The sequence below is a fragment of the Niveispirillum sp. CC-CTL257 genome (genome assembly GCF_059489915.1).
Genome location: NZ_JCAJXE010000001.1, coordinates 2,868,561 through 2,891,990 on the forward strand (window position 1 = coordinate 2,868,561; position 23,430 = coordinate 2,891,990).

Below are 23,430 nucleotides of genomic sequence, written 5' to 3' on the forward strand. Positions count from 1 at the left end.
CGGACGCAAAAAGCCCCGGCGGTGATCCGCCGGGGCTTCGCTCATCTTCGAAAGGCCGGTTACTTGGGCTTGGCCTCCGCCTTCACGTCAGCCTTCACTTCCGGCTTCGCTTCCGCCTTCACGTCGGCCTTCACCTCCGGGGTCGCCGTGGGGGCGGTGGTCGGGGGTGCAGCGGGGGTGGCGGCGACCTGACCCTTGGCGTCGGCCTTCACCTCATGCTTGTGTTCGACCGTGGCGGGCTTGGCCTTGTCGGTGCTGGCCGGGGCCGTGACCGCCGCCGGCGTAGCCGATGCCGTCGCCGCCTGTCCGGCGGTGCCGCTGGCCGCATTCTGCGCCTGAGCAGCACCCGTCAGCAGGGCGAAGGTCAGACCGGTCATCAGCATAACGGTACGCATTCGATCCTCCAGATTTTCTGTCGCTTGGGGTGCGTTGCCTTCTGGCTTCGTCGTTCCCCCGACAGCTTCATATGACCGCCGCGCGGTGGCAGAGGTGGGGCGGGTCCGGGGCAAAGCGTCGGAATTTCAACGGCTTTTCCACGCCGGACCCGACGCGGTGCCGCCACAATCCCCGCCTGTGCGCCACGATCCCGCCACCGATTTCACGGGGCCGCCAGATTGATATTGATTCTCAATCAAGCACCGGTTATGAATTGCGAGTGATTTGCATTTGCATATCAGAACCGGCCACCGCCATGGCCGGCGCGTCGCGGGGGTGACGCGCATCCGGGGGCCGGTGGTATTTGGCACCGGCCCCCGGATCGAATGTAAAAAGGGACGGAGCAGCCTGGGCTGGTCCGTCCCTTTTGTCGTGGATGCGCGCAGGGCGTCAGAGCGCCAGCGCCGCTTCCTTGGCCGCGATCTGGGCGGCGTATTCGGCGGCCAGGATCTTGTGCTGTTCCAGCTGGGCCGCGCGCTGAGTGGCGCTGGGCCGCTGGCTTTCGCTTTTCAGCTGACCACAGGCGGCCAGGATATCGTCGCCGCGCGGACGGCGGATGGGGCTGGCATAGCCGGCCTCATTCACATAATCGCTGAACTTCTCAATCTGATCCCAATCGCTGCGTTCAAACGGTGAACCGGGCCAGGGGTTGAAGGGGATCAGGTTGATCTTGGACGGGATGCCCCGGATCAGGCGCACCAGTTCGCGCGCATCCGCCATGCTGTCATTGACGCCCTTCAGCATGACATATTCCCAGGTGCAGCGCCGGGCATTGTTCAGGCCCGGATAATTGCGCACCGCATCCATCAGTTCCTTGATCGGGTATTTGCGGTTGATGGGCACGATGCGGTCGCGCAGCTCATCATTCACGGCGTGCAGCGACACCGCCAGATTAACGCCCAGTTCCTCACCCGCGCGCTTCATCATTGGCACCACACCGCTGGTGGACAGGGTGATGCGGCGCTTGGAGATGGAGATACCTTCCCCATCCATGATGATCTTCAACGCCTTGGCGACGTGATCATAATTATAGAGCGGCTCACCCATGCCCATCATGACGATGTTGGACAGCATGCGGCCATCGGGCGGGCTGGGCCATTCCTCCAGATGGTCGCGGGCCAGCATGACCTGTCCTACAATCTCATCCGCCGTCAGGTTGCGCACCAGACGCTGTGTGCCCGTATGGCAGAAACGGCAGGTGAGCGTGCAGCCGACCTGCGAGGAAACGCACAGCGTACCGCGATCTTCCTCCGGGATGTGGACGGCCTCCACCTCCTGCCCGTCATGCATGCGGCACAGCCATTTGCGCGTGCCATCGACGGATTTCAGGTCCTTCACGGGGGTCGGGCGATCAACCACGAAATGGTCCGCCATCTTTTCGCGCGCCGGCTTGGCCAACGTCGACATCAGCGCGAAATCGGTGACGCCGCGATGATAGATCCAGTGCCAGACTTGGCGTGCCCTGAATTTTTCGAAACCGGCGTCGACCAGTGTGCTTTCCAGCTCTTCGCGGGAAAGGCCGACAAGGTTGATCCGACCGTCGGTGCGGGCCGCCGGCGCGAAATTGCTGCTGTGATTTTCGATGCCCATGATCGGCTGTAGATGACGCAAGCCGGCCCTGCTGGCAAGGGGGCTTGCCGCCGGGGGTGGCTTGCAGGCGGCGCAGATGCCCCCTATCCCGAAAGGTCTAAATCGTGAGGTCTATGTCGCCAAAGGAATGATTTAGCAGCGGCAGTGATTTTATTCCCCACCCCCGCCCTTTATTTGTCCCATGGACCTATGCACATAGTGATCTGGACAAAGAAACAGATTGATCCATTTTAAATGCGTCTGTCGTTCAACCCCTTCGGCAGAGCAAATCCACCTTACCGACTGTCAACCATACACATGTTATCCCGATCAACATTTCCTGCTTTTCTGGCCGCGATCCTGTTGCTGGTTGCACCGCTTCTGGTCGCAGCTTCCGCCGTGCCGGCCAGTGGCCGCACGCTGGCGGTGCTGCTGCCGCCCTGGCAGGCGGCACCGACGCAATTGGCGATGCTGGCACAGACAGGTGTGGAACTGCGCGATGGCGGACGGCTGGCCGGGTTGGGGCCACAGGTCTGGCTGGTGCAGGTGCCGGATCAGGACAGTGCCGCGCGCCTGTCACGCCTGCCGGCGCTGCTGCTGTCGGGCGCGCTGGTCAATTGCGGTGCTTGACAACAATGAAGACGAACCAGGGAGTTTCCCGCCCCATGTCCCCCATCGACCGTATCCGTTCCGCAGCCCTGACCCTGTTCGTGGTCTTTCTCTGGGTCTGTGTGCCGTTGACGCTGGTCTCACTTATCCGCGGTGAGGTCAGCTGGCTGATGCCGCTGGTCCTGTCAGGCCTGATCGCCGCCATCGGTACCGGTGCCTATGTCACGCGCATGGCCCGACCGGCGATGGACTACCTGATTGCGGTGCTGGCCATCGGCCAAGTGTCGGTGGTGGTGGCCGCATCCGCCGGGCCATGGCAGATCGACGCGCATTTCCTCTATTTCGCGGTTCTGGCCATGCTGACCGCGTTCTGCAACTGGCGCGTCATCCTGGTGGCGGCGGGCGTGACGGCGGTGCATCACCTGACCCTGTCCTTCCTGCTGCCGTCGCTGGTCTTCCCCGACGGGCAGGGCAGCCTGTTGCGCGTCATCGTGCATGCGCTCGTGGTGGTGGTGGAAACGGGCGTTCTGCTCTGGCTGTCCTGGAACCTGGAGAAATCCTTCCTTTATTCGGAAAATGCCCGCGCCAAGGCCGAAGCGGCCGTGGTGGAGACCGAGCGCCTGCGTGAACAGCAGATGCAGGCAGCGGAGGCGCAGCGCGTGGAACGCGTGGCCCTGCGCAAAGGGTTGGCCGACCGGTTCGTGGTGGATGTCGAAAGCATGACCCGCCGCCTGGACACCGCTGTGCGCGGTCTGCGGGAAGAGGCGGACCTGCTGGGCCGGTCGGTGGCCCGCACCGGCGAAATGACGGGCGAGGCGCGGGCAGAGGCGGATGAGGCCACGGGCCATGCCGCTTCCGTCGCGGCGGCCGTGGAGGAAATGGCCGCCAGCATCGCGGAAGTGGCCCGTACCGCCAGCGGTGCCGCCGCGCAGGCGCGCGGAACCGCGCATGAGGTGGGGCGCGTGCGCGAACGCGTTGCCGAACTGTCGGAAACCGCCGCCCGCATCGGCAGCGTGGTACAGCTGATCGCCGACATTGCCGGCCAGACCAACCTTCTGGCGCTGAATGCCACCATCGAAGCGGCGAGGGCCGGCGAGGCCGGCAAGGGCTTTGCCGTTGTCGCATCGGAGGTGAAAAGCCTTGCTACCCAGACGGGCCGCGCAACGGAGGATATCAGCCGTCAGGTCGCCGAAATCCAATCGGCCACCCGCGCCGCCGTCGACGCCATCGCCGGTGTGGCTGATGCCGTCACGGCGCTGGACAGCGGAGCCGGCGAAATCTCCGACGCGGTGCAGCAGCAGGAATCCACCGTCCTGGAAATCAGCCGGTCCATTCAGACCGTGTCGTCCCGCACGGCATCCCTTGGCACCACCGTCACCCGCATGGCGGACATGGCCGGCGGCATCGCCGACGCCGTGGCCAAGACCAACGCCACCGCCGAAGACGCCGAACGCCTATCGGCCGACATGCATGACAGGCTGGAAGGCTTCATCCGCGACCTGCGCAACGCGTCTTAGTTTGTTCCCTCAGACGCCGGGCGGGCGCATCCGCGCCCTTGGCTTGACAGCGCATGTGCCGCGGGCCGGCAGTCGCCGCCGGCGCTGTTTGCGAGCAGCCGAAAACAAATCAAATTGGCTCCATGATATTCTGGGGCCAATTTGATCAAGGCCTTGACCTTGAACACCATGCAGGCACCCTGTCGCCATCGGACATAAATAATCAACGGGTGTGGCTTCATGATCTCTCGTCGTCATTTGCTGGCGCTTGGCGGTGGTACCGCTGCGGCGGCCCTGCTTCCGTCCGCCTTCGCCCCGGCCCTGGCCCAGGAAGGGCCGGCGGACAAGGCGCTTTACGCCTTTTTTGCGGAAACCTTTGAACGCGACGTGGCGCAAAGCCCGCTGCGCGCCACGGGGCTGGGACGCAAGACCCAGTATGATCAGCTGGATGATGTCAGCGAGGCCCGCGCGCTGGCCGATATCGAACAGAACAAGGCCGACCTGGCCCGTTTGGCCCGCGAATTCCCCGATGACAAGCTGTCGCCGCAGGCACGGCTTTATGCAAGGCTGTTCCGGGAGCGGGCGCAGGATGAGATCGATGATTTCCGTTGGCGTCACCATCAATATGCGCTGACCCTGGTGGGCGGTCCGCATGTGAACCTGCCCGTGCAGATGATCAATCAGCACAAGGTGGAAAGCCGGGCCGATGCCGAGGCCTATATTTCCCGGCTGCGGCAGTTCCCGCGCTATTTCGGGCAGGTGGAGGAACGGCTGCGCGCCGCCGATGCCGCCGGCGTCCTGCCACCTCGCTATTTCTTCCCCGATCTGATCCAGGCCTGCCGCAACCAGATCAAGGGCCGCCCCGTGGAGCCCGAATCCACGGCGGAATCCCCGATCTTTACTGATATCAGCGCCAAGATCGCCAAGCTGGACCTGCCCGAGGCGGACAAGGCGGCCTTGGTGGAGCAGGCCGCCGACGCCATGCGCAATGCCGTAGCCCCCGCCTATCTGTCGCTGATCAAATGGCTGCAAGGGGCGGCTCCCCGCTCCAATCCCGATCATGGCGTCTGGCGCCTGCCCGATGGTCAGGCCTTCTATGCTGCCTGTCTGAAGCGCTGGACCTCGCTGCCGCTGACCGCGGATTATATCCATGCCACCGGTCTGGCGGAGGTGAAGCGCATCCATGGCGAGATGCGGGCCATCATGAAGCAGGTGGATTTCAAGGGCGATCTGGCCGCCTTCTTCCAGTTCACCCGCCAGGATGACCAGTTCTATTATCCCGATAGCGCCGAGGGGCGCGCAGCTTATCTGAAACAGGCGGCCGATTATGTCGATGCCATCCGGCCCAAGCTGGATCTGGTCTTCAATCTGAAGCCCAAGGCACCGATGGAGGTGCGGGCGGTCGAGTCCTTCCGGGAGAAGGCATCGCCGGGCGCCTTCTATAACGGCCCCTCCCCCGACGGCACGCGGCCCGGCATCTATTATGTGAACCTGTCCAACATGCGGGCCCGTTCTCGCATCGGGCTGGAGACCCTGTCCTACCATGAGGGCATCCCCGGCCATCACATGCAGGTCGCCATTTCCCAGGAGCTGGCAGGCGTGCCGGATTTCCAGAAGTTCGGCGGCGGTTATTCGGCCTATGGCGAAGGCTGGGCGCTTTATACCGAGTATCTGGCCAAGGAGATGGGCTTCTTCCAGGACCCGTACAATGATTATGGCCGCCTGGAAGCGGAGTTGATGCGGGCCATCCGGCTGGTGGTGGATAGCGGCCTGCATGCCAAGAAATGGACCCGGCAGCAGGCCATCGACTATTTCACCACCAATTCTGCCATAGAGGTGGGTGGAGCCGCGCGCGAGATCGACCGCTATATCGGCTGGCCCGGTCAGGCCACCAGCTACAAGATCGGCATGCTGAAGATCCTGGAACTGCGCGAGGCCGCGAAGCAGCGGATGGGGGCCAAGTTCGACATCAAGGGTTTCCATGACACGATCCTCAAGAATGGCCGCATGCCCCTGACCATGCTGCAGGAGCAGGTTGAGGCTTGGTCCAAGGCGTGATGGCCTGAAACGGGGCGGGTCCGGCGAAAACCCGCCCCGATTTGGGGTTTTCCCCTTGAGGCTTGTCTCAAGAGGCACCTTGCAAAGGTCCGATAACCGCCAGCGCAGCGAGGGTCGGCGTGATAGGGGTGGGCCTTGTTCGTGACGGAGCCTGCCCCATGCGCCTGACCCTTTCCACCCTGTCCACGCCCATCGGCACCGCCCTGATCGTGACGGACGGGGCGGGTGCCTTGCGGGCCCTTGACTTTGAGGATTACCGCCCCCGCATGGACCGGCTGCTGTGCCGGCATTATGGGGTGGTGGACCTGATCGCTGGGCCGGTCCCCGACCCGGTCGCCCAAGCCATGACCGCCTATTTCGATGGTGACCTGACGGCACCGGACCGGCTGCCCACCGCCACCAATGGCACGGACTTTCAGCGCTTGGTCTGGGCCGAACTGCGCCGCCTGCGGCCGGGTGAGTCCGTGAGTTATGGCACATTATCCGCCCGGATCGGGCGTCCTGCCGCCGTGCGGGCCATGGGCCTGGCCAATGGCGCCAACCCCATCGCCATCGTCGTGCCCTGCCACCGTGTCATCGGGGCCGATGGGTCACTGACCGGCTATGGCGGTGGCCTGCACCGCAAGGAATGGCTGCTGCGGCATGAGGGGGTGGTGGTTAAACCCTGACGCCATTGCGCAGGATGGCGGCCAGCAGGTCGAAATCGATGGCTTCCGGTTTGCGGAAGCGGACGCAGCCCTTGCCATGGTCCAGCTTTGCCCAGGCCGCTTCATGCTGGAGCGGCACCGTCACACCGGTCAGGTAGACCGACACGTACTGTTTCTGGCTGGCAAAGGCGATGATGGCCTTGCCGTCAACGCTATAGACGGGCATGCCCCACTGCATCCCCTCCACATGGCCCGGCAGGTTGGCCCGCGCCATCTCCCGCAGCTTTTCCAGCCAGGGGCGGCGGGCTGGATCGGCCTCGGCCAGGAAGCTATCGACGTCGGTGGCCTTCGACTGCACAATGATGATTGGTTCCCCTTTGTCAGCCTGTTCATGGAACGGCCAATGCCGGCCCCCGTCAATGGGCAGCATGGCAGGAAAGCCGGGCCGCCGCTTGACAGGGCCCCCGTGCTTGGCCCCCATAGGGCCATCATGCCCCGCGATCCCGCCCCCCGTCCGAAAACCCTTCGCCATGTCCGCGATCTGGCTGATCACGGTCTGGCCGCGTCTGCCGATCTGCCCGTGCTGGAACAGGTGGCGGCGCAGTTCGCGGTGGCCGTTACGCCTGCCATGGTGGACCTGATCGACCCGACGGACCCCAACGATCCCGTGGCGCGCCAGTTCCTGCCCGATGCGCGGGAGCTGGATATCAAGGGCGAAGAGCTGGCCGATCCTATTGGGGACGAGCCGTTCACGCCCGTGAAGGGCATCGTCCACCGCTACAAGGACCGGGTCCTGCTGAAACCCGTCCATGCCTGCCCCGTCTATTGCCGCTTTTGCTTCCGCCGCGAAATGGTGGGGCCGGGGTCGGACGCGCTGAACGCCGATGAACTGGACGCCGCCATCGCCTATATCGCGGGCAACAAGGATATCTGGGAGGTCATCCTGACGGGTGGCGATCCCATGATCCTGTCCCCGCGCCGCATGGCGGAGATTATCGGGCGGCTGAACGATATCCCGCATCTGGGACTGGTGCGCATCCATACCCGCGTGCCCGTGGTGGACCCGGCACGGATGGATGCCGATATGGTCGCCGCCCTGAAAGGCCCGCGTATTCCAACCTGGGTCGTCCTGCACAGCAATCACTGGCGGGAGTTTGGCGAAGAGGGGCGGGCCGCCATCGCCCGGCTGGTCGATGCCGGTATCCCCATGCTGGGGCAAAGTGTGCTGATGCGCGGCGTCAATGACGATGTCGAGACGCTGACCCGCACCTTCCGCACCATGATCAGCAACCGCATCAAACCCTATCACCTGAACCATGGTGATCTGGCCAAGGGCACCAGCCATTTCCGCACGACGGTGGCGGAAGGCCGCGCCCTGATGAAGGGCTTGCGCGGCGATGTCTCCGGCCTGTGTCAGCCGACCTATATCCTGGACATCCCCGGCGGGCACGGGAAGGTGCCGCTGACCGAAAGCTATCTGACGCCTGTGGCAGAGGGCGAATGGATCGTTGAGGATCCGCGCGGGGGTAAGCGGCCTTATCAGGGATGAGGCCTACTTCTGATATATAGGAACATAGACCTATCTGGTCGCGAAGTCCAGGCCGATATCGAAATTCTTCACCGAATGGGTCAGCCAGCCCAGGCTGATCAGGGTGACGCCCGTCTCGGCGATGGCGCGGATCGTCTCCGGCGTGACGCCGCCCGAGGCTTCGGTGACCATACGGCCTGCCACCATCTCCACAGCGCGGCGCAGGGTGGCGGGGTCCATATTGTCCAGCAGCACGGCGTCGACCTTCAGCGCGATCAGCTCGGCCAGCTGATCGAGATTATCCACCTCCACCTCAATCTTCACCATATGGCCGGCGCGGGCGCGGGCACGCTCCACCGCGGCGCGCAGGCCGCCAGCGGCCACCAGATGGTTGTCCTTGATCAGGACGGCGTCATCGAGCGCGAAACGGTGATTGCCGCCGCCGCCGACGCGCACGGCGTACTTCTCCAGCGCGCGCAGGCCCGGCGTGGTCTTGCGGGTACAGACGATCTGCGCACCTGTGCCCGCGATCCGGTCGACCAGCCGCTTCGTCTCGCTGGCGATACCGCAGAGCCGGCCCAGCAGGTTCAGCGCGGTCCGCTCCCCCGACAGGATGGGCCGGGCCAGCCCCTCCACCGTGGCCAGCGCCGTGCCGGGCGCGATACGGTCGCCATCCTGCACATGCCGGGTGATGGACAGGCCGGGGTCCAGCAGGGTGAAGGCGTGAAGCGCTGCATCCAGGCCGGCGCACACCCCCTCATGGCGGGCATTGAACAGGGCGGTGGCCGTGGCGTCGGACGGCACGCAGGCATCGGTGGTCAGATCCCCCGCCATGCCCAGATCCTCGGCCAGGGCCGTGCGGATCAGAGCTTCATACTGGATGGGGTACAGGGGCAGGGTCATCACATCACCGGCAGGGGGGAACGGGGCGGGGCCACGCGGATACGGGGAAGCGGCCCGGACAGGGTCAGGCGCTGACGATGCCGCCATTCGGTACGGGGTTCTGGCCAGTCGGACCGCTGATGCGCCCCCCGGCTTTCCTGCCGGTTGAGCGCGGCACGCGCGATCAGGATGGCGGTCAGCAGGCGATTGCGCAGCTCGCCCGACAGGCGGATGGCGGCGTGATCCTCCACCCCGACCTCCAGATCAAGGCCGGCTTCCAGCGCCTCCAGCTCTGCCACCGCGCAGGACAGGCCGATGCCATCGCGCAGCAGACCCACGCTTTCGGCCATGATGTCGGCGGCCTGCACCGATACGGCGGCGGCTTGTGCTGCGGGCGTCATGGTGGCGGGCTTGTCGGGCAGGGCGATGGGGCCGGGACGCGGCGGGGTGGAAGCCAGGATGGCATCCGCCGCCCGTTCGGCAAAGACCAGCGCCTCCAGCAGTGAATTGCTGGCCAGACGATTGGCGCCGTGTACGCCGGTACAGGCCACTTCTCCCGCCGCATACAGACCTTGAATGCTGGTACGGCCATCCTGATCGGTCACGACCCCGCCCATATGATAATGGGCGGCAGGGGCCACGGGGATGGGCAGACGGGCGGGGTCCAGTCGGGCGGCGGCACAGATGCCGGCCACGGTCGGGAACTTGGCGGCACCGCCATCGGCCCACAGGGCACGCAAATCCAGATAGACGGGCAGACCATTGGCGATGCGGCTGCCAATGGCCTTTGCCACCACATCGCGCGGGGCCAGTTCGGCCAGCGGATGGGCCTTCAGCATGAAGCGCCCGCCATGTTCATCCAGAAGATGGGCACCGGCCCCGCGCAAAGCCTCTGTCAGCAACGGCACCTGACCGGTACGGGTACCGGCCAGCGCCGTGGGGTGGAACTGTACGAATTCCAGATCGGCCAGATCGGCCCCGGCGCGGGCGGCCAGCGCGATACCGTCGCCCGTCGCCTCAACCGGGTTGGTGGTGTGGCGGTAAAGCTGCCCGATGCCGCCGCAGGCCAGCAGCACGGCCCCGGCGCGGTGGAAGACCCAGCCTTCATCCGCATGATGGGCCAGGACACCGGCCACGCCGTGGCGAACCATGACCAGATCCCAGGCGAAGGCCCGCGTCTGAATGGTGACGTGGGGGGCGGCACGGACGCGGGCCGACAGATCGGCCATCAGGGTCCGGCCCGTGGCATCGCCGCCGGCATGCAGGACACGGGGCGCACCATGGGCGGCCTCCCGGCCCAGGGACAGGCGTCCGCTGGCTTCCCGGTCAAAGGGCAAGCCCCGGTTGATCCAGCGGGTCAGGCGCTTGGCACCCTCATCGGTCAGCAGGGCCGCCATTTCCGGGTCGGTCAGGCCGGCCCCGGCGGCCACCGTGTCGGCAGCATGTTCGGCGGGATCGTCTGCCGGGTCGATGGCCGCCGCAATCCCGCCCTGCGCCCAGTTGGACGAGCCACCGGGCAGGTCATCGGTCTTGGTCAGCAGAGCCACGCGCAGCGGGGCCAGCGACAGGGCACCCACCAGCCCGGCCATGCCGGACCCGATGACGATCACGTCGCTGTCACGAAGCTGCATTTTTGCGGGTCCGTCAGGGGGTGGGGGGGATAGGGGAAAGGCTGATACCTGCCTCCCCCGCGAAAGCGGGGGTCCAGGGGGAACAAGCCCGACCTTTCCGCTTGCGGTTGGCAGGCAACGGGGAGCGGATTTCCCCTGGACCCTGGACCCCCGCTTTCGCGAGGGAGGCACAAAGGAGCGCGCGGAGAGGGAAGCTCCCCTTCGCCCTCACTTCTTCCCCACTTCCAGCATCCGCGCCACGGCCTGGCGGGCGCGGCCGGCGATGGCGGGGTCGACATGGACCTGGGGCTGCATGGTTTGCAGGCTTTCCAGGATGTTCGACAGGGTGATGCGGCGCATGTGGGGGCAGAGATTGCAGGGGCGGACGAACTCCACCGCCGGGTTGGTGGCCGCCAGATTGTCGGCCATTGAGCATTCGGTGATCAGCAGCACGCGCTTGGGCTGCTGACCCTCCACAAAATCCTGCATCTTGGCGGTGGAGCCGACGAAATCTGCCTCGGCCAGCACATCGGGCGGGCATTCCGGGTGGGCGATGATGGTGATGTCGCCCTTGAACTGCGTCCGGTAAGCCTTCAGCTGTTCGCCGGTAAACCGCTCATGTACCTCACAATGGCCCTTCCAGGCGATGACCTTCTTGGTCGTCTGGGTCGCCACCCATTTGGCCAGATATTCATCGGGAATGCACAGGACCTCGTCACCGGGCAGGGAATTGATCACCTCCACCGCGTTGCCAGAGGTAATGCAGACATCGCTTTCCGCCTTCACGGCGGCGGATGTGTTGACATAGGTGGCGATGGGCACGCCCGGATAACGTTCGCGCAGCAGGCGGACATCCGCCGCCGTAATGCTGTCGGCCAGCGAACAGCCGGCATCCATGGCCGGCATCAGCACCGTCTTTTCCGGCGACAGTATCTTCGCCGTCTCCGCCATGAAATGCACACCGGCCAAGACGATGACATCGGCATCGGTCTCTGCCGCCTTGCGGGCCAGCAGCAGACTGTCGCCCACGATGTCAGCCACCGTGTGGAAAATCTCCGGCGCCTGGTAGTTGTGCGCCAGGATGACGGCATTCCGCTCCTTCTTCAGCCGGTTGATGGCAGCCACCAACGGGGCATGGAACGGCCATTCCACCTCGGGGATCACGCCCTTGACCCGGTCATAGATGGGCTTGGTGGCCTCTGCCACTTCAGGGCTGTAAGACAGGTCGAGGGGGGCGGACATCGTAGCGGCTCCGACAGGGACTTATGCTCGAATTGAGCATTACTCTCCCTTATGCTCGCGCAGAGTATAAGGGGTGTCAAGCCCGTGTCAGCGCATGGTCACGCATCCGTCACAGTTCGGACCGGTGGGATTCGCATGTGTGCGGCGCAACATCGTTACGTCGGGGACCAATGGTTGCCGGAACATAATGCGGGGAAGCGGATAAGGGACTGCTATATCCGCGACGCCCCAATGCGCCCTGCACTGCCCGGCAAAATCCGCCGCCCTGCACTTGGCACGCTGCCTGCATTAATCTGTCCGAACCGGGAGGATCACCATGCCGCCAAGCAGCATCCATATGGACCATGTCCGCGCCAAGTCGCAGCACATCCATGCCGCGTCGATGGACAGTGCCAAGGATGGCGCGAAGGCCGACAAGGCTGCTGACAAGGGCGAGGGCATGTCCTTCTGGGACGTGCTGGATGTCGTGAACCCGTTGCAGCACATTCCCGGCGTCAACAAGGTCTATCAGGCCATCACCGGCGACACGATCCGCACCCCGGCCAAGGTGGCCGGTGCCGCCCTGTTTTTCGGCCCCGTGGGTCTGGCCCTGGCCGGTGCCGACGCCATCCTGGAAAAAGAAACGGGCAAGGACGCCATGGATCATGTGGCCAGCGCCCTGGGCCTGGAGAACGACGCCGCCCCGGCGGAGGATGATCCCTTCACCGTCACCGCCCCCCGTCCCGCCCAGACCGCAGAGGCAGCAGAGGCCCCGCAAGCCACCCCCATCGCCAGTGCTGCCCCCGCCCCCACCGCCGGCCCCGTGGAACTGTCCAGCGGTCAGGCAGCATTGCTGGAAAGCCTGATGGGTGGTGGGCAATCCCTGCCCAGCGCGCCCAGCACCATGGCAGCCCTTGCCGCCACCGCGCCCGCCGCCATGGCCGCCCCGGCCCCCGCAGCCCTGCCCATGGCCGCGCTGACCACCAAGGCCCCGGCCACGGTCCCCACCTCCATCAGCGCGCATGCCCCCGCGGCGGGTGGCATCGCCACCGCGCAGCAGCTGAAGGACCTAGAAAGCACGCCGGGCGCGTCCGCCGCCCTGACCGCCGCGCGCGGCATGGGTGCCGCCGCCGTGGTGGCCAGCCTGCCGGCCCCCGGTGCCGCCGGGTCGGGCGACAATCTGCTGACCGCGATGAGCCAGGAACAGGCCACGCCGGCCCGCGCCGGCAAGGGTCTGGCCGAATACCGCGCCGCCGCCATTTCCGCCGGCTCCATGGGCGTGAAGCCGATCGTGGCGTCCCGCGCCAACCAGATGGCCCGCAATGTCGGCGGCAACATGCCGGGTGCCGCCATCCCCGCCATGCCGAAGCAGCCCACGCAGGCCCAGGCGGTCACTAATGCTCAACCCGTTGCCGCACAGCCGCAGGCCGCCCCGGTCCCGGTCGCCACCCCGGCACAGGTCCAGGCACAGCAGCCCGCCGCATGGCCCCCCGGCGGTGCCGCGCCGCTGCCCAAGGAACTGATCGCCGACATGATGACCCGCGCCATGGACAAGTATGACAGCCGCCCCCGCACCGGCGGTACCAACACCGACACGGTGCATTGAGGGCGGTTTTCCTTTGACTGGAAAACCGCTCCGGCGGCGACTGCCGCCGCGCGGCCTGTGCCGCGTAAAGCCAAGCCGCGGATGCGGCGCCGGTGCCTGAGGAATTGATGGCGAGAGCGTGTTTCCGCTTAGCGGAAATACGCTCTCAGCCCCTCACCATTCCACCGGCTCATAGGCCAGAACCGCGTCGAAGGCGGCATTGGCCGGGTCGATATCGGCACTGATCGGGTCGGCCTTGCCCAGGACCTTCAGCACGAAACGGCTGGCCACCAGCCATTTGCGCCGGTCACCCCATTTCAGCTCCGCCACCGCCTCCTCACACAACAACGCCGCCGCCAACGTATCGGCCATCAGGGTCAGCAGGCGTCGTCCGTGGCGCGGCCCCTGTTCCGGGTTGCGGCGCAGGAAGGAAAGGGCGGCGCGGCATTCCTCCAGCGCGCCTTCCAGAATGGCCGATACATCATCGACCACCGGTTCCTGCAACCGCGTGGGCAGATCGGACAGGATGGTGCCGACACGGGCCAGAAACATCTGGTCGCCCGGCCGCTTGCCCGTCACCAGCCGCAGCAGTTCCAGCGCCTGGATATTGGCCGGCCCTTCCCAGACCGACACGACCAGACAGTCGCGGTAAAACCGGCTGGTCACCATCTCGTCGGTATAGCCATTGCCGCCCACCATCTCCACCGCCTGCCGACAACCGGTAACGGCCTGCTCTGCGGTCCGGTACTTGGCCAGCGCGGTCGCCAGCCGCAGCCAGTCCCCACCCATATCCGGGTCGGCCAGTTGCGCGTCAAAGGCCAGCACCGCCTCGAACGCCAGCGCCGTCGCCGCCTCCAGCTCCATCTGCATATCCAGAAGCTGGTCCTGCACCATCGGGTACTGGCGGATGGGCTTGCCAAAGGCGACCCGGTGCGTGGCCCATCCGGCACTTTCCAGGAAGGCCCGGCGCAGCAGGCCCGCCGACCCGACGGCATTATGGATGCGGCTATATTCCAGCGCCGCCATCATCACCTTCAACCCGTCCGGCGGCGGGGCCAGCTCCACGGCGAAGCACCCGTTCAGGTCCAGTTCCGCCGTGGCCAGCCCCCTGGTGCCCGCCTTCTCCTTCAACCGCCGGGCGCGCTGATGGTTTGGCGTGCCATCCTCAAGATGGGAGGGGACAAGGTAGCAGCCCAGGCCCTTGCCCCCCGGCTCTGCTCCATCCGGCCGCGCGGTCGCCATAGCCAGCCCCGCCCCGGCATTGCTGGTGAACCATTTCAGCCCGTGCAGCCGGTAGCCATCGCGGCACTGCTCGGCCCGCGTGGTCGTCGCCCCCACGTCCGACCCGCCATGCAGCTCGGTGGCCCAGGTGCCGCCCGACAGGGCCTTGCCATCCATGCGGATCATCTCGGGCAAATAGCGTGCCCGCACCGGGGCCGGAGCGACCATGTCCAGCACATGCGCCACCGCCCCTGTCATGGTCACGGGGCAATGGATGGAGATATCGGCCTGCGACAGCATATAGCCCATGGTGAAACAGGCGGCATGGCTGGGTGCGCCCGTCGGCCCCTGCCCTTCGGGCAAGTAGGCCAGGCCCACGGCCCCGCGCCGGTACGCCTCGGCATGACAGGCCAGGTAATCGGGATTGAACACCACGCGGCCCGTGCGGTTGCCGTCAATATCATAGGGGTCCAGGCGCGGCGGCGCGAAACGGTCGGTATACTCGGCCTGGGCGTCCAGCTCATTGCCAGCCCAGGCCCCGAATTCCGACAACCGCCCCTCATGCGCCTCCAGCACATGCGGTGCCCGGCGTTCCAGAAGGCGGATCAGGTTGGTGTCGGTCTCGAAAAAATTCGTGCCGCGCGCCGTGCGCGGATAATCGGCAGCCTGATCCATGCCCGGTTCCTCCCTGGATTTGCGCACAGCATGACGGAAAGGGAATGCCGGAGAAAGGGCTGCGACCGGGGCGCGCGCGGCTGCCATGTGCGGGGTCGGCGACGATAATCCTTGTTATGGGGCGGATAAGCGCCCACCTTAGCCAAGTCGACTTTGCTACTGGGCTATCTTCCGGCTACCGCTGGTTCTTCCCTGTCGTGACTTTGATGCCCGTGTCGCACTCTCGCGCCGGGCAGCTCCGAACGGGAACGATCCCAGGAGGCATTCCATGTCTGTTACCGGCACCGTCAAGTGGTTCAATGGCACCAAGGGCTTTGGCTTCATCCAGCCCGAGGATGGCTCGGCCGACGTGTTCGTCCATATCTCCGCCGTTGAGCGCGCTGGCCTGTCCAGCCTGAACGAAGGCCAGAAAGTCTCCTTCGACGCCGTGCGCGATCCGCGCAAGGGCAAGACGGCGGCTGAAAACCTGCGCGTGGCCTAAATCCACGTTCAGTAAACGGCTTTGAGGGGGCGGCGGCATGGTCACATGCCGCCGCCCTTTCTGTTTCAGGGGTAAAGCATGACCAAAGAAGAATTCATCGAATTCGAAGGCATCATTGCCGAAGCGCTGCCTGACGGGCGCTTTCGGGTGAAGCTGGAAAACGGGCACGAGATCATCGCCTATACCGCCGGTCGCATGCGCAAAAGCCGCATCCGTTCCCTGGCTGGCGACCGCGTCACCGTCGAGATGACGCCCTATGACCTGAGCAAAGGCCGCATCACCTACCGCCACAAGGACGAACGCCCCGCCGGTGCCGGCGGCCCGCCCCGCCGTCCGGGTGGCCCGCCGTTCCGGCGCTGAGGGACCTTGCGACAAAAAAGGGGGAGCGGATTACCGCTCCCCCTTTTTATTGCGCCAAAGGCAGGGTGATTACGAAACCACCGCCTCGGCCACCTCAAATTCCGCTTCCGTCTTCGACTTGATCTCCTCCAGCGTGACGCCGGGAGCCAGTTCGATCAGGGTCAGCGGGCCGCTGCCGTGCTTGTCCACCTGGAACACGCCCAGGTCGGTCACCACCAGATCGACAACACGCGTGCCGGTCAGCGGCAGGGTGCAGGCCTTCAGCAGCTTCGGCTCAATGGCACCCGTCTTCTTGTCGACGGCGCAATGTTCCATCACCACCACGACCTTCTTGACGCCGGCGACGAGGTCCATGGCCCCGCCCATACCCTTGACCATCTTGCCGGGGATCATCCAGTTGGCCAGATCGCCATTGGCGGCCACCTGCATGGCACCTAGGACCGACAGGTCGATATGCCCGCCACGGATCATGGCGAAACTGTCGGCGCTGCTGAAATAGCTGCTATAGGGCAGCTCGGTGATGGTCTGCTTGCCAGCATTGATCAGGTCGGCATCCTCTTCCCCTTCAAACGGGAAGGGGCCCATGCCCAGCATGCCGTTTTCCGACTGGAGCGTGACATGCATCCCCTCGGGGATGAAGTTCGCCACCAGGGTCGGGATGCCGATGCCCAGATTGACATAAAAACCGTCGCGCAACTCCTTGGCGGCGCGGGCGGCCATTTCCTCACGGGTCCAAGCCATGGTCCGTCTCTCCCAAATGTTACATGCCCCCTCAAGCGCCGGGCGCCGCCATCCGGCGGCTTGGCTCGCGGCACCATGGGGTGCCGGGCCGCCGGTCGGCGGCCTACCCGCCACTCGCCGGGGCGAGCGTCGGGTTAATCGCGCTTGCGGGTGGTGCGCTGTTCGATGCGCTTTTCGTGTTCGCCCATGATGATGCGCTGCACGAAAATGCCGGGTGTGTGGACATGATCGGGGTCGATCGTGCCGACATTCACCAGCTGCTCCACCTCGGCCACCGTGACCTTACCGGCCATGGCCATCATGGGGTTAAAATTACGGGCCGTCTTGCGGTAGATCAGGTTGCCTTCGGTATCGCCCTTCCAGGCCTTCACGATGGCCAGATCGGCGCGCAGGCCCCGCTCCATGACATAGGTTTCGCCGTCGAACTCGCGCAGTTCCTTGCCCTCGGCCACCAGCGTGCCGACGCCCGTCTTGGTGAAGAAGGCCGGGATGCCCGCCCCGCCGGCGCGGATACGCTCGGCCAGCGTGCCCTGCGGGTTAAACTCAAGCTCCAACTCGCCCGACAGGAACTGCTGCGCGAACAGCTTGTTCTCGCCCACATAGGAACTGATCATCTTCCGAATCTGCTTGGTCTCCAAAAGCTGGCCCAGGCCGAAGCCATCCACGCCGGCATTGTTGGAGATGACCGTCAGGCCCTTCACGCCCGACAGCTTGATCGCCGCGATCAGATTTTCGGGAATGCCGCAGAGGCCGAACCCGCCGGCCATCACGGTCATGTCATCGCGCAGCAGCCCCGCCAGGGCCGATACGGCGTCGGTATAGACTTTCTTGCTCATGAGCGCGCCCGCGGCCTCCTCCATTTTGTGGGCTTTTCCCAATGGTGTACGGCGGTGCAGCATGGGAGTCAATGCGCCACAGGTCATAATTTGAAAGTCGATTCAATTTTCAGGTATGGGTTGGCGACAGGATAGGCGCTGATGTTTCGGCGTGATTGAAATCGATGGTATCTGTTTCAAATATTTCCATAAAAATCATATTCATTAACAATAATTACAATGTTACCTATTTAGTTGACATGAATTCAGGTTATCGCCGGAGTGTTTCCGATGTTTCAGACCCACAAGAACCGCCTAATCGCTGCTTTCACATTTTCTGTCATCTCAGTAATCCAAGTTGTTTCTGTGTCAAAGTCGGCTGACGATCCCGTGAAACGCGGTGGGTATTTGGTCAGCCTCATGGGCTGCAATGACTGCCACACGCCTGGTTATTTCAAGGGCGCCCCGGATATGTCGCGGCAGCTGGGTGGCAGTGATGTTGGCTGGCAGATACCGGGGCTCGGCTATTTCTATGGTGCCAACATCACCCCGGACCGGAAGACGGGTATCGGTGCCTGGACCGATGACCAAATCCTGATAGCCCTTCGTACCGGCACGCGCCCGGATGGGCGAGAGCTGGCGCCGGTCATGCCCTGGCGTGCCTTCGCTGGGCTGACGGATGGTGACGCGCGCGCCATCGTGGCTTATCTTCGGACACTGCCCGCCGTTCAGAACGCTGTGCCGGGTCCCTTCGGGCCCACGGAAAAGCCGACCCTGTCCTATTTCGCCCTGACCATGCCGGGCAAATGACGGAGACCCTTCGTGAAGATCGCCCATGTCGCCCTGTGGACCGCTGATCTGGATGCCGCCGCATCCTTTTGGGCCACGCATTTCGGGGCCGATATGGGCGATCTTTACGAAAGCCGCCGCCGCCCCGGCTTCACGTCCCGCTTCCTGCGCCTGAAGGAAGGGGCCGTCATCGAATTGATGAGCGCGCCCTGGCTGTCGGGAGAGGGGGAGCAGGGCTGGGAACGCTATGGCTGGGCCCATATCGCCCTGTCACTGGGGTCGCAGGAGGCGGTCAACGACCTCGCCACCCGCCTGTCCGCCCTGGGCCTGCTGGACAGCGGCCCCCGCTGGACCGGCGATGGCTATTACGAGGCGGTGGTGAAGGACCCGGACGGCAACCTGATTGAGATCACGGTGTAAGGGCTGCCCTGCCCGCCCGGCATTTTACTGTAACCGCCGGTTGGGGTAGAGGATGTGCATTCCCGACATCCCCTGTTCCCGCGCCGGTGGCCGTGATGACCGATCTGGTCCTTTCCACTTTCATCGCCTTTTTCGTGACCATCGATCCCATCGGCCTTGGCCCCATGTTCGCGGGCCTGACGGCCGGCATGGATACGCGCCATCGCCGTCGCACGGCAGTAAAGGGTGTGCTGATCGGCACCGGCCTGCTGTTCGGCTTTGCCTTCATCGGCGAATTGCTGCTGACCTCGCTGGGCATCGGCGTCGGGGCCTTCCGCATCGCGGGCGGCATCCTGCTGCTGCTGGTCGCCATCGACATGGTGTTCGCGCGCGAAAGCGGCCTGCGCACGGCCACGGCAGAGGAAAAGGAAGAGGCGACGCACAAGGCCGACATCTCCGTCTTCCCCCTGGCCATCCCGCTGATCGCGGGGCCGGGGGCCATGACCTCGGTCGTGCTGCTGATGGGCCGCGCCGATGGCGATCTCCTGATGCAGGCCACCGTCCTGGCGGTGCTTTCGGGCGTTCTGCTGGCCACCCTGTTCGTGCTGATCTTCGCGGGCGAGGTCTCAAAGCTGCTGGGCGTCACCGGCATCAATGTGATCAACCGCGTCCTTGGGATCCTGCTGACGGCGCTGGCCTGTCAGTTCATCATCGATGGCGTCATCGAAAGCGGCATTCTGGGGCATTGATGCGGGTCTGTCGCATGCGGGCGCTGCCCTTATGCGACAATCTCTCACTCCCCCGCCAACCGCGCGCCTTCCCAGGCCAGAAGCGTGCGCTTCTGCACGGGGCCCCAGCGGTAATTATCCAGCACGCCCGTCCCCCTTATGACGCGGTGGCAGGGGATCAGCCAGGCGACCTTGTTGGCCCCCACGGCATTGCCCACGGCACGCGCGGCCCCCTTCTGCCCGATCCGGTCGGCGATGTCGGCATAGGTGGTGACCCCGCCATAGGGAATGTCAAGCAGGGCACGCCAGACCCGCATCTGGAAGTTGGTGCCCTTCAGATGCAACGTCACCGGCCCCTGCCCCTGTGCGGCGGGGTCCAGCGATGCCGCCGCCGCGCGCGTCGGTTCGGCATCTTCCACAAATGTCGCCTGCGGCCAGTCGCGCTGCAACTCCGCCATCTGCCCCGCGGGGTCACCATCGGCCCCAATGAAGCCGAACCAGCAGACGCCGCGGTCCGTCGCGGCCAGCAGGGCGGCCCCCAGCGCCGTCTGATGCACAGCCCAGCGGATGACCATGCCCTTGCCGGCGGCCTTGTACTCGCCGGGCGTCACGCCCTCGGCCACCACGAACAGGTCATGCAGACGCGACGGGCCGGACAGGCCCAGATCCAGGCTGGCCCCCAGCAGATCATTGCCGCCCTCGCCGCGCAGCAAGGCGCGGGCATGGCCCAGCGTCGCGAACTGCGCGAAGCGTTTCGGGCTGATCCCGGCCCAGCGCTTGAACAGCCGCTGGAAATGCCACTGCGTCAGCCCGGCCTCTGCCGCCAATTCCTCCAGCGAGGGCGGCTTCTGCCAATCCCGCGCCAGCCGGTGCAGGGCCCCCGCCACCAGCCGCGCCCCGCCATCGGCCAGAACCGGGTCGCGGGGATCATGGGCGGCGGGGACGGACTGGTCATTCATGGCGGTCAGGGCGCGAAGCGGGGTGAAGGCGGGGTGCGTGGCGGTGAGCATGATCGTTCCTTTCCGGTTCCTGAACCAGAAAATGACGCAAGCCCCGCCCCCGCCCCACCCGATAATTGCGGTCACCCATGGCCCGCCCCTGCTGTCAGGTTGACGCCACCGGTACTAAAGCCCCACCATGCCCCCTACCACCAAAGGGAGAGCAGCCGGTGAAGGAGAAGGAGCTTCGCATCGCGCTGGTCTGTTATGGCGGGGTCAGTCTGGCCGTCTATATGCACGGTGTGACCAAGGAGCTGTGGAAGCTGGTGCGCGCCAGTCAGGCCCTGCATACGGGGCGCAATGCGCACGGCAATGGCCATGCCGGCAGTTTCCAGGCGGCCATGGTCGGTGATCCCCGGCCTTTCGACACCGAATCCATCTATTTCGACCTGCTGCGCGATCTGCTGCCCGACCTGTCCTTGCGCGTGTTGATCGATGTGGTGGCGGGGGCCAGTGCCGGCGGCATCAATGGCGTGCTGCTGGCCCGCGCCCTGGCCCATGATCTGGATCTGGAACCGCTGACCAGCCTGTGGCTGGAAAATGCCGATGTGACACAGTTGCTGACGCCCGACAGCCGGGCCGGCAAATGGTCGAAATGGTTCATGCGCCCCGTGGTCTGGGCTCTGACCCAGCGTCTGGAACGGCTGGCCCCGGACCCGGAGGTGCGTGAGAAACTGTCGCTGTTCGTCCGCTCCCGCTGGTTCCGCCCGCCCTTTGACGGCAAGCGGCTGATGGAATTTCTGCTGGATGCCGCCCATGCCATGGGCGACAGCACGAAAAAGCCGCTGGCCAGCCTGCTGCCGCGTGGCCTGCCCTTGTCGCTGCATGTGACGGTGACGGATTTCCACGGCTACACCACCCGCATCCCGGCCCATGATCCACCGGAGATTCTGGAGCGGGAGCATCGCCACCGCTTCACCTTCCGCTATCGCCGCACCGAGGGGGAGCTGGACAGTGATTTCAAGGATGGTGATGTGCCGGGTCTGGTGTTCGCGGCCCGTGCCTCGGCCTCCTATCCCGGTGCCTTTCCTCCGGCCCAGGTGCGGCAGATGGACCGGCTGCTGAATGAGCGCAATGAAAGCTGGGACGGGCGGGCCCGCTTCTTCGAACGCAACTTTGCCGAATATCGCCGTCAGGGGGCCGATCCCGAACAGGCCAGCTTCATCGACGGTTCCGTCCTGAACAACAAACCGTTCGCCGCCGCCCTGTCGGCCATCGCGGGCCGCCCCGCCTATCGGGAGGTGGACCGCCGCATCGTCTATATTGATCCTAAACCGGCGAACCGGATGGGGCTGGGCGGACGGGCCGATGCGCCGGGCTTTTTCCGCACCATCCGGGGGGCCTTGTCCGACATTCCGCGCAATGAACCGGTGCGCGATGAGCTTCTGGCCATTGCCGGGCGCAATGCCCGCATCGACCGGCTGCGCGGTCTGCTGGATGCCGCCCGCCCGCGTGTGGCCGAACAGGTGGCGCGCGTGCTGGGCGGGCCGCTGCCACCAGCCCCCACCATCGAACAGATCCGGCATTGGCGCGACCGCGCCAGTGCCGAGGCGGCGCAGCAGGCCGGTTTCGCGTTCGAGGCCTATCTGCGCCTGAAGATCGAAGGGGCGCTGGAACATCTGGCGACCCTGCTGTCCCCCTGCCTGGGCCGGGCCGATGCCGGGGCACGGCCGGCCCTGCTGGCGGCGCTCAACGCCTGGGCGCGGGCACGCGGGGTTCTGCCCGACCGGCTGGATTTCCCGGCCTCCGGTGAGAAACCCGCCTGGGTGCGGTTCCTGCGCGATTTCGACATCGCCTTCAGGGGCCGCCGCCTGCGCTTCTTGATCCGCGAACTGAACGCCATCTATCCACTGGTGGGCGAAGGCGAACATGCCGACACGCACGCCCCTGACCTGGATGAGATGAAGGCCAGCCTCTACAGCGCGCTGGAACGGCTGCCCGGTCTGGCCGCCGATGGGCTGGGCCTGTTCAATGCCGGGGACCGCATCGCGCTCAACAACCTGATGCGCTCCGACGGGCCGGTGCCGTCGGCAGACACGCTGGACCGGGTGCTGCCGCAACTGGCCGCCGTCTGGAAGCTGGAGGAACAATCGGCGGAGATTGACGAGATCTTCGCCCTGATGGGCCTAAACTATCTGGGCCCTGCCGCCCGACGGCAGATATTCGAGGCCTATCTGGGCTTTGCCTTCTGGGATGTGCTGACCTTTTCGACCAGTGGCTGGGTGGAGCTGGATGAATTCCATGCCATCCGCGTGGACCGCATCGCCCCGCCCGACGCCCGCCTGCTGCGCCGGGCCGGGGCACCGACCGACCTGCGCAGCGCCCGCATGAATGCCTTTGGCGGCTTCTTCAGTCGCCATGACCGCGAACATGATTACCTGCTGGGCCGGCTGCACGCCGCCGAACGCGTCATCGATCTGGTCGTGGATGCCGGCGGCATGACCCTGTCGGAGGCGCGCATCAACGGCCTGAAACTGCGCGCCTTCCACACGATCCTGGTGGCGGAGGAAAAGCGCCTGGGCAAGGACAACCGCGCCCTGGAGCAGGTTCGTGCCTGGGTGGAGGCGTGCGGGTAGACACGCC

At 65.4% G+C, this 23,430-nt stretch carries 22 protein-coding genes; 12 read left to right on the top strand and 10 right to left on the bottom strand.

What is annotated here, in order from left to right; translation table 11 throughout:
* Positions 1-59 precede the first annotated feature (59 nt).
* Together ABC729_RS13445 and rlmN are read right to left on the bottom strand one after the other, a co-directional pair.
* Positions 60-395 (bottom strand): hypothetical protein, encoded by a 336-nt coding sequence (locus tag ABC729_RS13445; protein ID WP_495608060.1) that lies wholly within the window; start codon positions 393-395, stop codon positions 60-62.
* Positions 396-825: 430 nt separating this feature from the next.
* Positions 826-2,025 (bottom strand): dual-specificity RNA methyltransferase RlmN, encoded by a 1,200-nt coding sequence (gene rlmN, locus ABC729_RS13450; RefSeq protein ID WP_495608061.1) that lies wholly within the window; start codon positions 2,023-2,025, stop codon positions 826-828.
* A gap of 342 nt (positions 2,026-2,367) precedes the next feature.
* Between rlmN and ABC729_RS13455 the strand changes: the two genes are divergently transcribed.
* The 4 genes from ABC729_RS13455 (at position 2,368) to ABC729_RS13470 (ending at position 6,835) form a co-directional block, all read left to right on the top strand.
* Positions 2,368-2,634 carry a hypothetical protein gene (locus ABC729_RS13455; RefSeq protein ID WP_495608062.1) on the top strand — a complete coding sequence of 89 codons (267 nt, stop codon included), beginning with the start codon at positions 2,368-2,370 and terminating at the stop codon, positions 2,632-2,634.
* Between the two features lie 35 nt (positions 2,635-2,669).
* Positions 2,670-4,130 carry a methyl-accepting chemotaxis protein gene (locus ABC729_RS13460; protein ID WP_495608063.1) on the top strand — a complete coding sequence of 487 codons (1,461 nt, stop codon included), beginning with the start codon at positions 2,670-2,672 and terminating at the stop codon, positions 4,128-4,130.
* Positions 4,131-4,349: 219 nt separating this feature from the next.
* Positions 4,350-6,167, top strand: coding sequence for a DUF885 domain-containing protein (locus ABC729_RS13465; RefSeq protein ID WP_495608064.1), 1,818 nt, complete (start codon positions 4,350-4,352; stop codon positions 6,165-6,167).
* Between the two features lie 158 nt (positions 6,168-6,325).
* The gene (locus tag ABC729_RS13470) at positions 6,326-6,835 is read left to right on the top strand and encodes a methylated-DNA--[protein]-cysteine S-methyltransferase (protein ID WP_495608065.1); all 510 of its coding nucleotides are present in this window, start codon (positions 6,326-6,328) and stop codon (positions 6,833-6,835) included.
* On the opposite strand, the gene ABC729_RS13475 is transcribed toward ABC729_RS13470, so the two are convergent.
* Positions 6,825-7,244, bottom strand: coding sequence for an iron chaperone (locus tag ABC729_RS13475; RefSeq protein ID WP_495608066.1), 420 nt, complete (start codon positions 7,242-7,244; stop codon positions 6,825-6,827). The two genes, ABC729_RS13470 and ABC729_RS13475, sit on opposite strands and share 11 nt — an antisense overlap.
* Positions 7,245-7,304: 60 nt before the next feature.
* Between ABC729_RS13475 and ABC729_RS13480 the strand changes: the two genes are divergently transcribed.
* Positions 7,305-8,363 (top strand): lysine-2,3-aminomutase-like protein, encoded by a 1,059-nt coding sequence (locus ABC729_RS13480; protein ID WP_495608067.1) that lies wholly within the window; start codon positions 7,305-7,307, stop codon positions 8,361-8,363.
* Between the two features lie 30 nt (positions 8,364-8,393).
* Here the strand turns inward: ABC729_RS13480 and nadC are convergent, their stop codons facing one another.
* From nadC to nadA, 3 genes are all read right to left on the bottom strand, one after another.
* Positions 8,394-9,245, bottom strand: coding sequence for a carboxylating nicotinate-nucleotide diphosphorylase (gene nadC / locus ABC729_RS13485; RefSeq protein WP_495608068.1), 852 nt, complete (start codon positions 9,243-9,245; stop codon positions 8,394-8,396).
* Positions 9,245-10,855 (bottom strand): L-aspartate oxidase, encoded by a 1,611-nt coding sequence (locus ABC729_RS13490; RefSeq protein WP_495608069.1) that lies wholly within the window; start codon positions 10,853-10,855, stop codon positions 9,245-9,247. The genes nadC and ABC729_RS13490 overlap by 1 nt, the downstream gene beginning before the upstream one ends.
* A gap of 207 nt (positions 10,856-11,062) precedes the next feature.
* The gene (gene nadA / locus ABC729_RS13495; RefSeq protein ID WP_495608070.1) at positions 11,063-12,076 is read right to left on the bottom strand and encodes a quinolinate synthase NadA; all 1,014 of its coding nucleotides are present in this window, start codon (positions 12,074-12,076) and stop codon (positions 11,063-11,065) included.
* 316 nt (positions 12,077-12,392) lie between these two features.
* On the opposite strand from nadA, the gene ABC729_RS13500 reads away from it, so the two are divergent.
* Positions 12,393-13,661, top strand: coding sequence for a hypothetical protein (locus tag ABC729_RS13500; RefSeq protein WP_495608071.1), 1,269 nt, complete (start codon positions 12,393-12,395; stop codon positions 13,659-13,661).
* A gap of 153 nt (positions 13,662-13,814) precedes the next feature.
* On the opposite strand, the gene ABC729_RS13505 is transcribed toward ABC729_RS13500, so the two are convergent.
* Complete coding sequence (locus tag ABC729_RS13505; protein ID WP_495608072.1) at positions 13,815-15,536, bottom strand: acyl-CoA dehydrogenase family protein; 1,722 nt, start codon at positions 15,534-15,536, stop codon at positions 13,815-13,817.
* Positions 15,537-15,804: 268 nt separating this feature from the next.
* Between ABC729_RS13505 and ABC729_RS13510 the strand changes: the two genes are divergently transcribed.
* Both ABC729_RS13510 and infA read left to right on the top strand, forming a co-directional pair.
* Positions 15,805-16,017 (top strand): cold-shock protein, encoded by a 213-nt coding sequence (locus tag ABC729_RS13510; protein WP_495608073.1) that lies wholly within the window; start codon positions 15,805-15,807, stop codon positions 16,015-16,017.
* Positions 16,018-16,095: 78 nt separating this feature from the next.
* Positions 16,096-16,377, top strand: a complete 282-nt coding sequence (gene infA / locus ABC729_RS13515; protein ID WP_495608074.1) for a translation initiation factor IF-1 — start codon at positions 16,096-16,098, stop codon at positions 16,375-16,377.
* Between the two features lie 69 nt (positions 16,378-16,446).
* On the opposite strand, the gene ABC729_RS13520 is transcribed toward infA, so the two are convergent.
* Both ABC729_RS13520 and ABC729_RS13525 read right to left on the bottom strand, forming a co-directional pair.
* Positions 16,447-17,118, bottom strand: coding sequence for a CoA transferase subunit B (locus ABC729_RS13520; protein WP_495608075.1), 672 nt, complete (start codon positions 17,116-17,118; stop codon positions 16,447-16,449).
* A gap of 134 nt (positions 17,119-17,252) precedes the next feature.
* Positions 17,253-17,954 carry a CoA transferase subunit A gene (locus ABC729_RS13525; protein WP_495608076.1) on the bottom strand — a complete coding sequence of 234 codons (702 nt, stop codon included), beginning with the start codon at positions 17,952-17,954 and terminating at the stop codon, positions 17,253-17,255.
* A 450-nt stretch (positions 17,955-18,404) separates the two neighbouring features.
* Here ABC729_RS13525 and ABC729_RS13530 point away from each other — a divergent pair, with 450 nt between their 5' ends.
* The 3 genes from ABC729_RS13530 to ABC729_RS13540 all read left to right on the top strand — a co-directional run bounded on the left by ABC729_RS13530 (position 18,405) and on the right by ABC729_RS13540 (position 19,870).
* The gene (locus ABC729_RS13530) at positions 18,405-18,743 is read left to right on the top strand and encodes a c-type cytochrome (protein ID WP_495608077.1); all 339 of its coding nucleotides are present in this window, start codon (positions 18,405-18,407) and stop codon (positions 18,741-18,743) included.
* Positions 18,744-18,755: 12 nt separating this feature from the next.
* The gene (locus tag ABC729_RS13535) at positions 18,756-19,142 is read left to right on the top strand and encodes a VOC family protein (protein ID WP_495608078.1); all 387 of its coding nucleotides are present in this window, start codon (positions 18,756-18,758) and stop codon (positions 19,140-19,142) included.
* 95 nt (positions 19,143-19,237) lie between these two features.
* Positions 19,238-19,870 (top strand): MarC family protein, encoded by a 633-nt coding sequence (locus ABC729_RS13540; protein ID WP_495608079.1) that lies wholly within the window; start codon positions 19,238-19,240, stop codon positions 19,868-19,870.
* Between the two features lie 44 nt (positions 19,871-19,914).
* Here ABC729_RS13540 and ABC729_RS13545 read toward each other — a convergent pair whose 3' ends face one another.
* Complete coding sequence (locus tag ABC729_RS13545; protein WP_495608080.1) at positions 19,915-20,859, bottom strand: methylated-DNA--[protein]-cysteine S-methyltransferase; 945 nt, start codon at positions 20,857-20,859, stop codon at positions 19,915-19,917.
* A gap of 158 nt (positions 20,860-21,017) precedes the next feature.
* On the opposite strand from ABC729_RS13545, the gene ABC729_RS13550 reads away from it, so the two are divergent.
* A complete protein-coding gene (locus tag ABC729_RS13550) occupies positions 21,018-23,423 on the top strand; it encodes a patatin-like protein (protein WP_495608081.1) in 2,406 nt (801 codons plus the stop codon).
* Positions 23,424-23,430 lie beyond the last annotated feature (7 nt).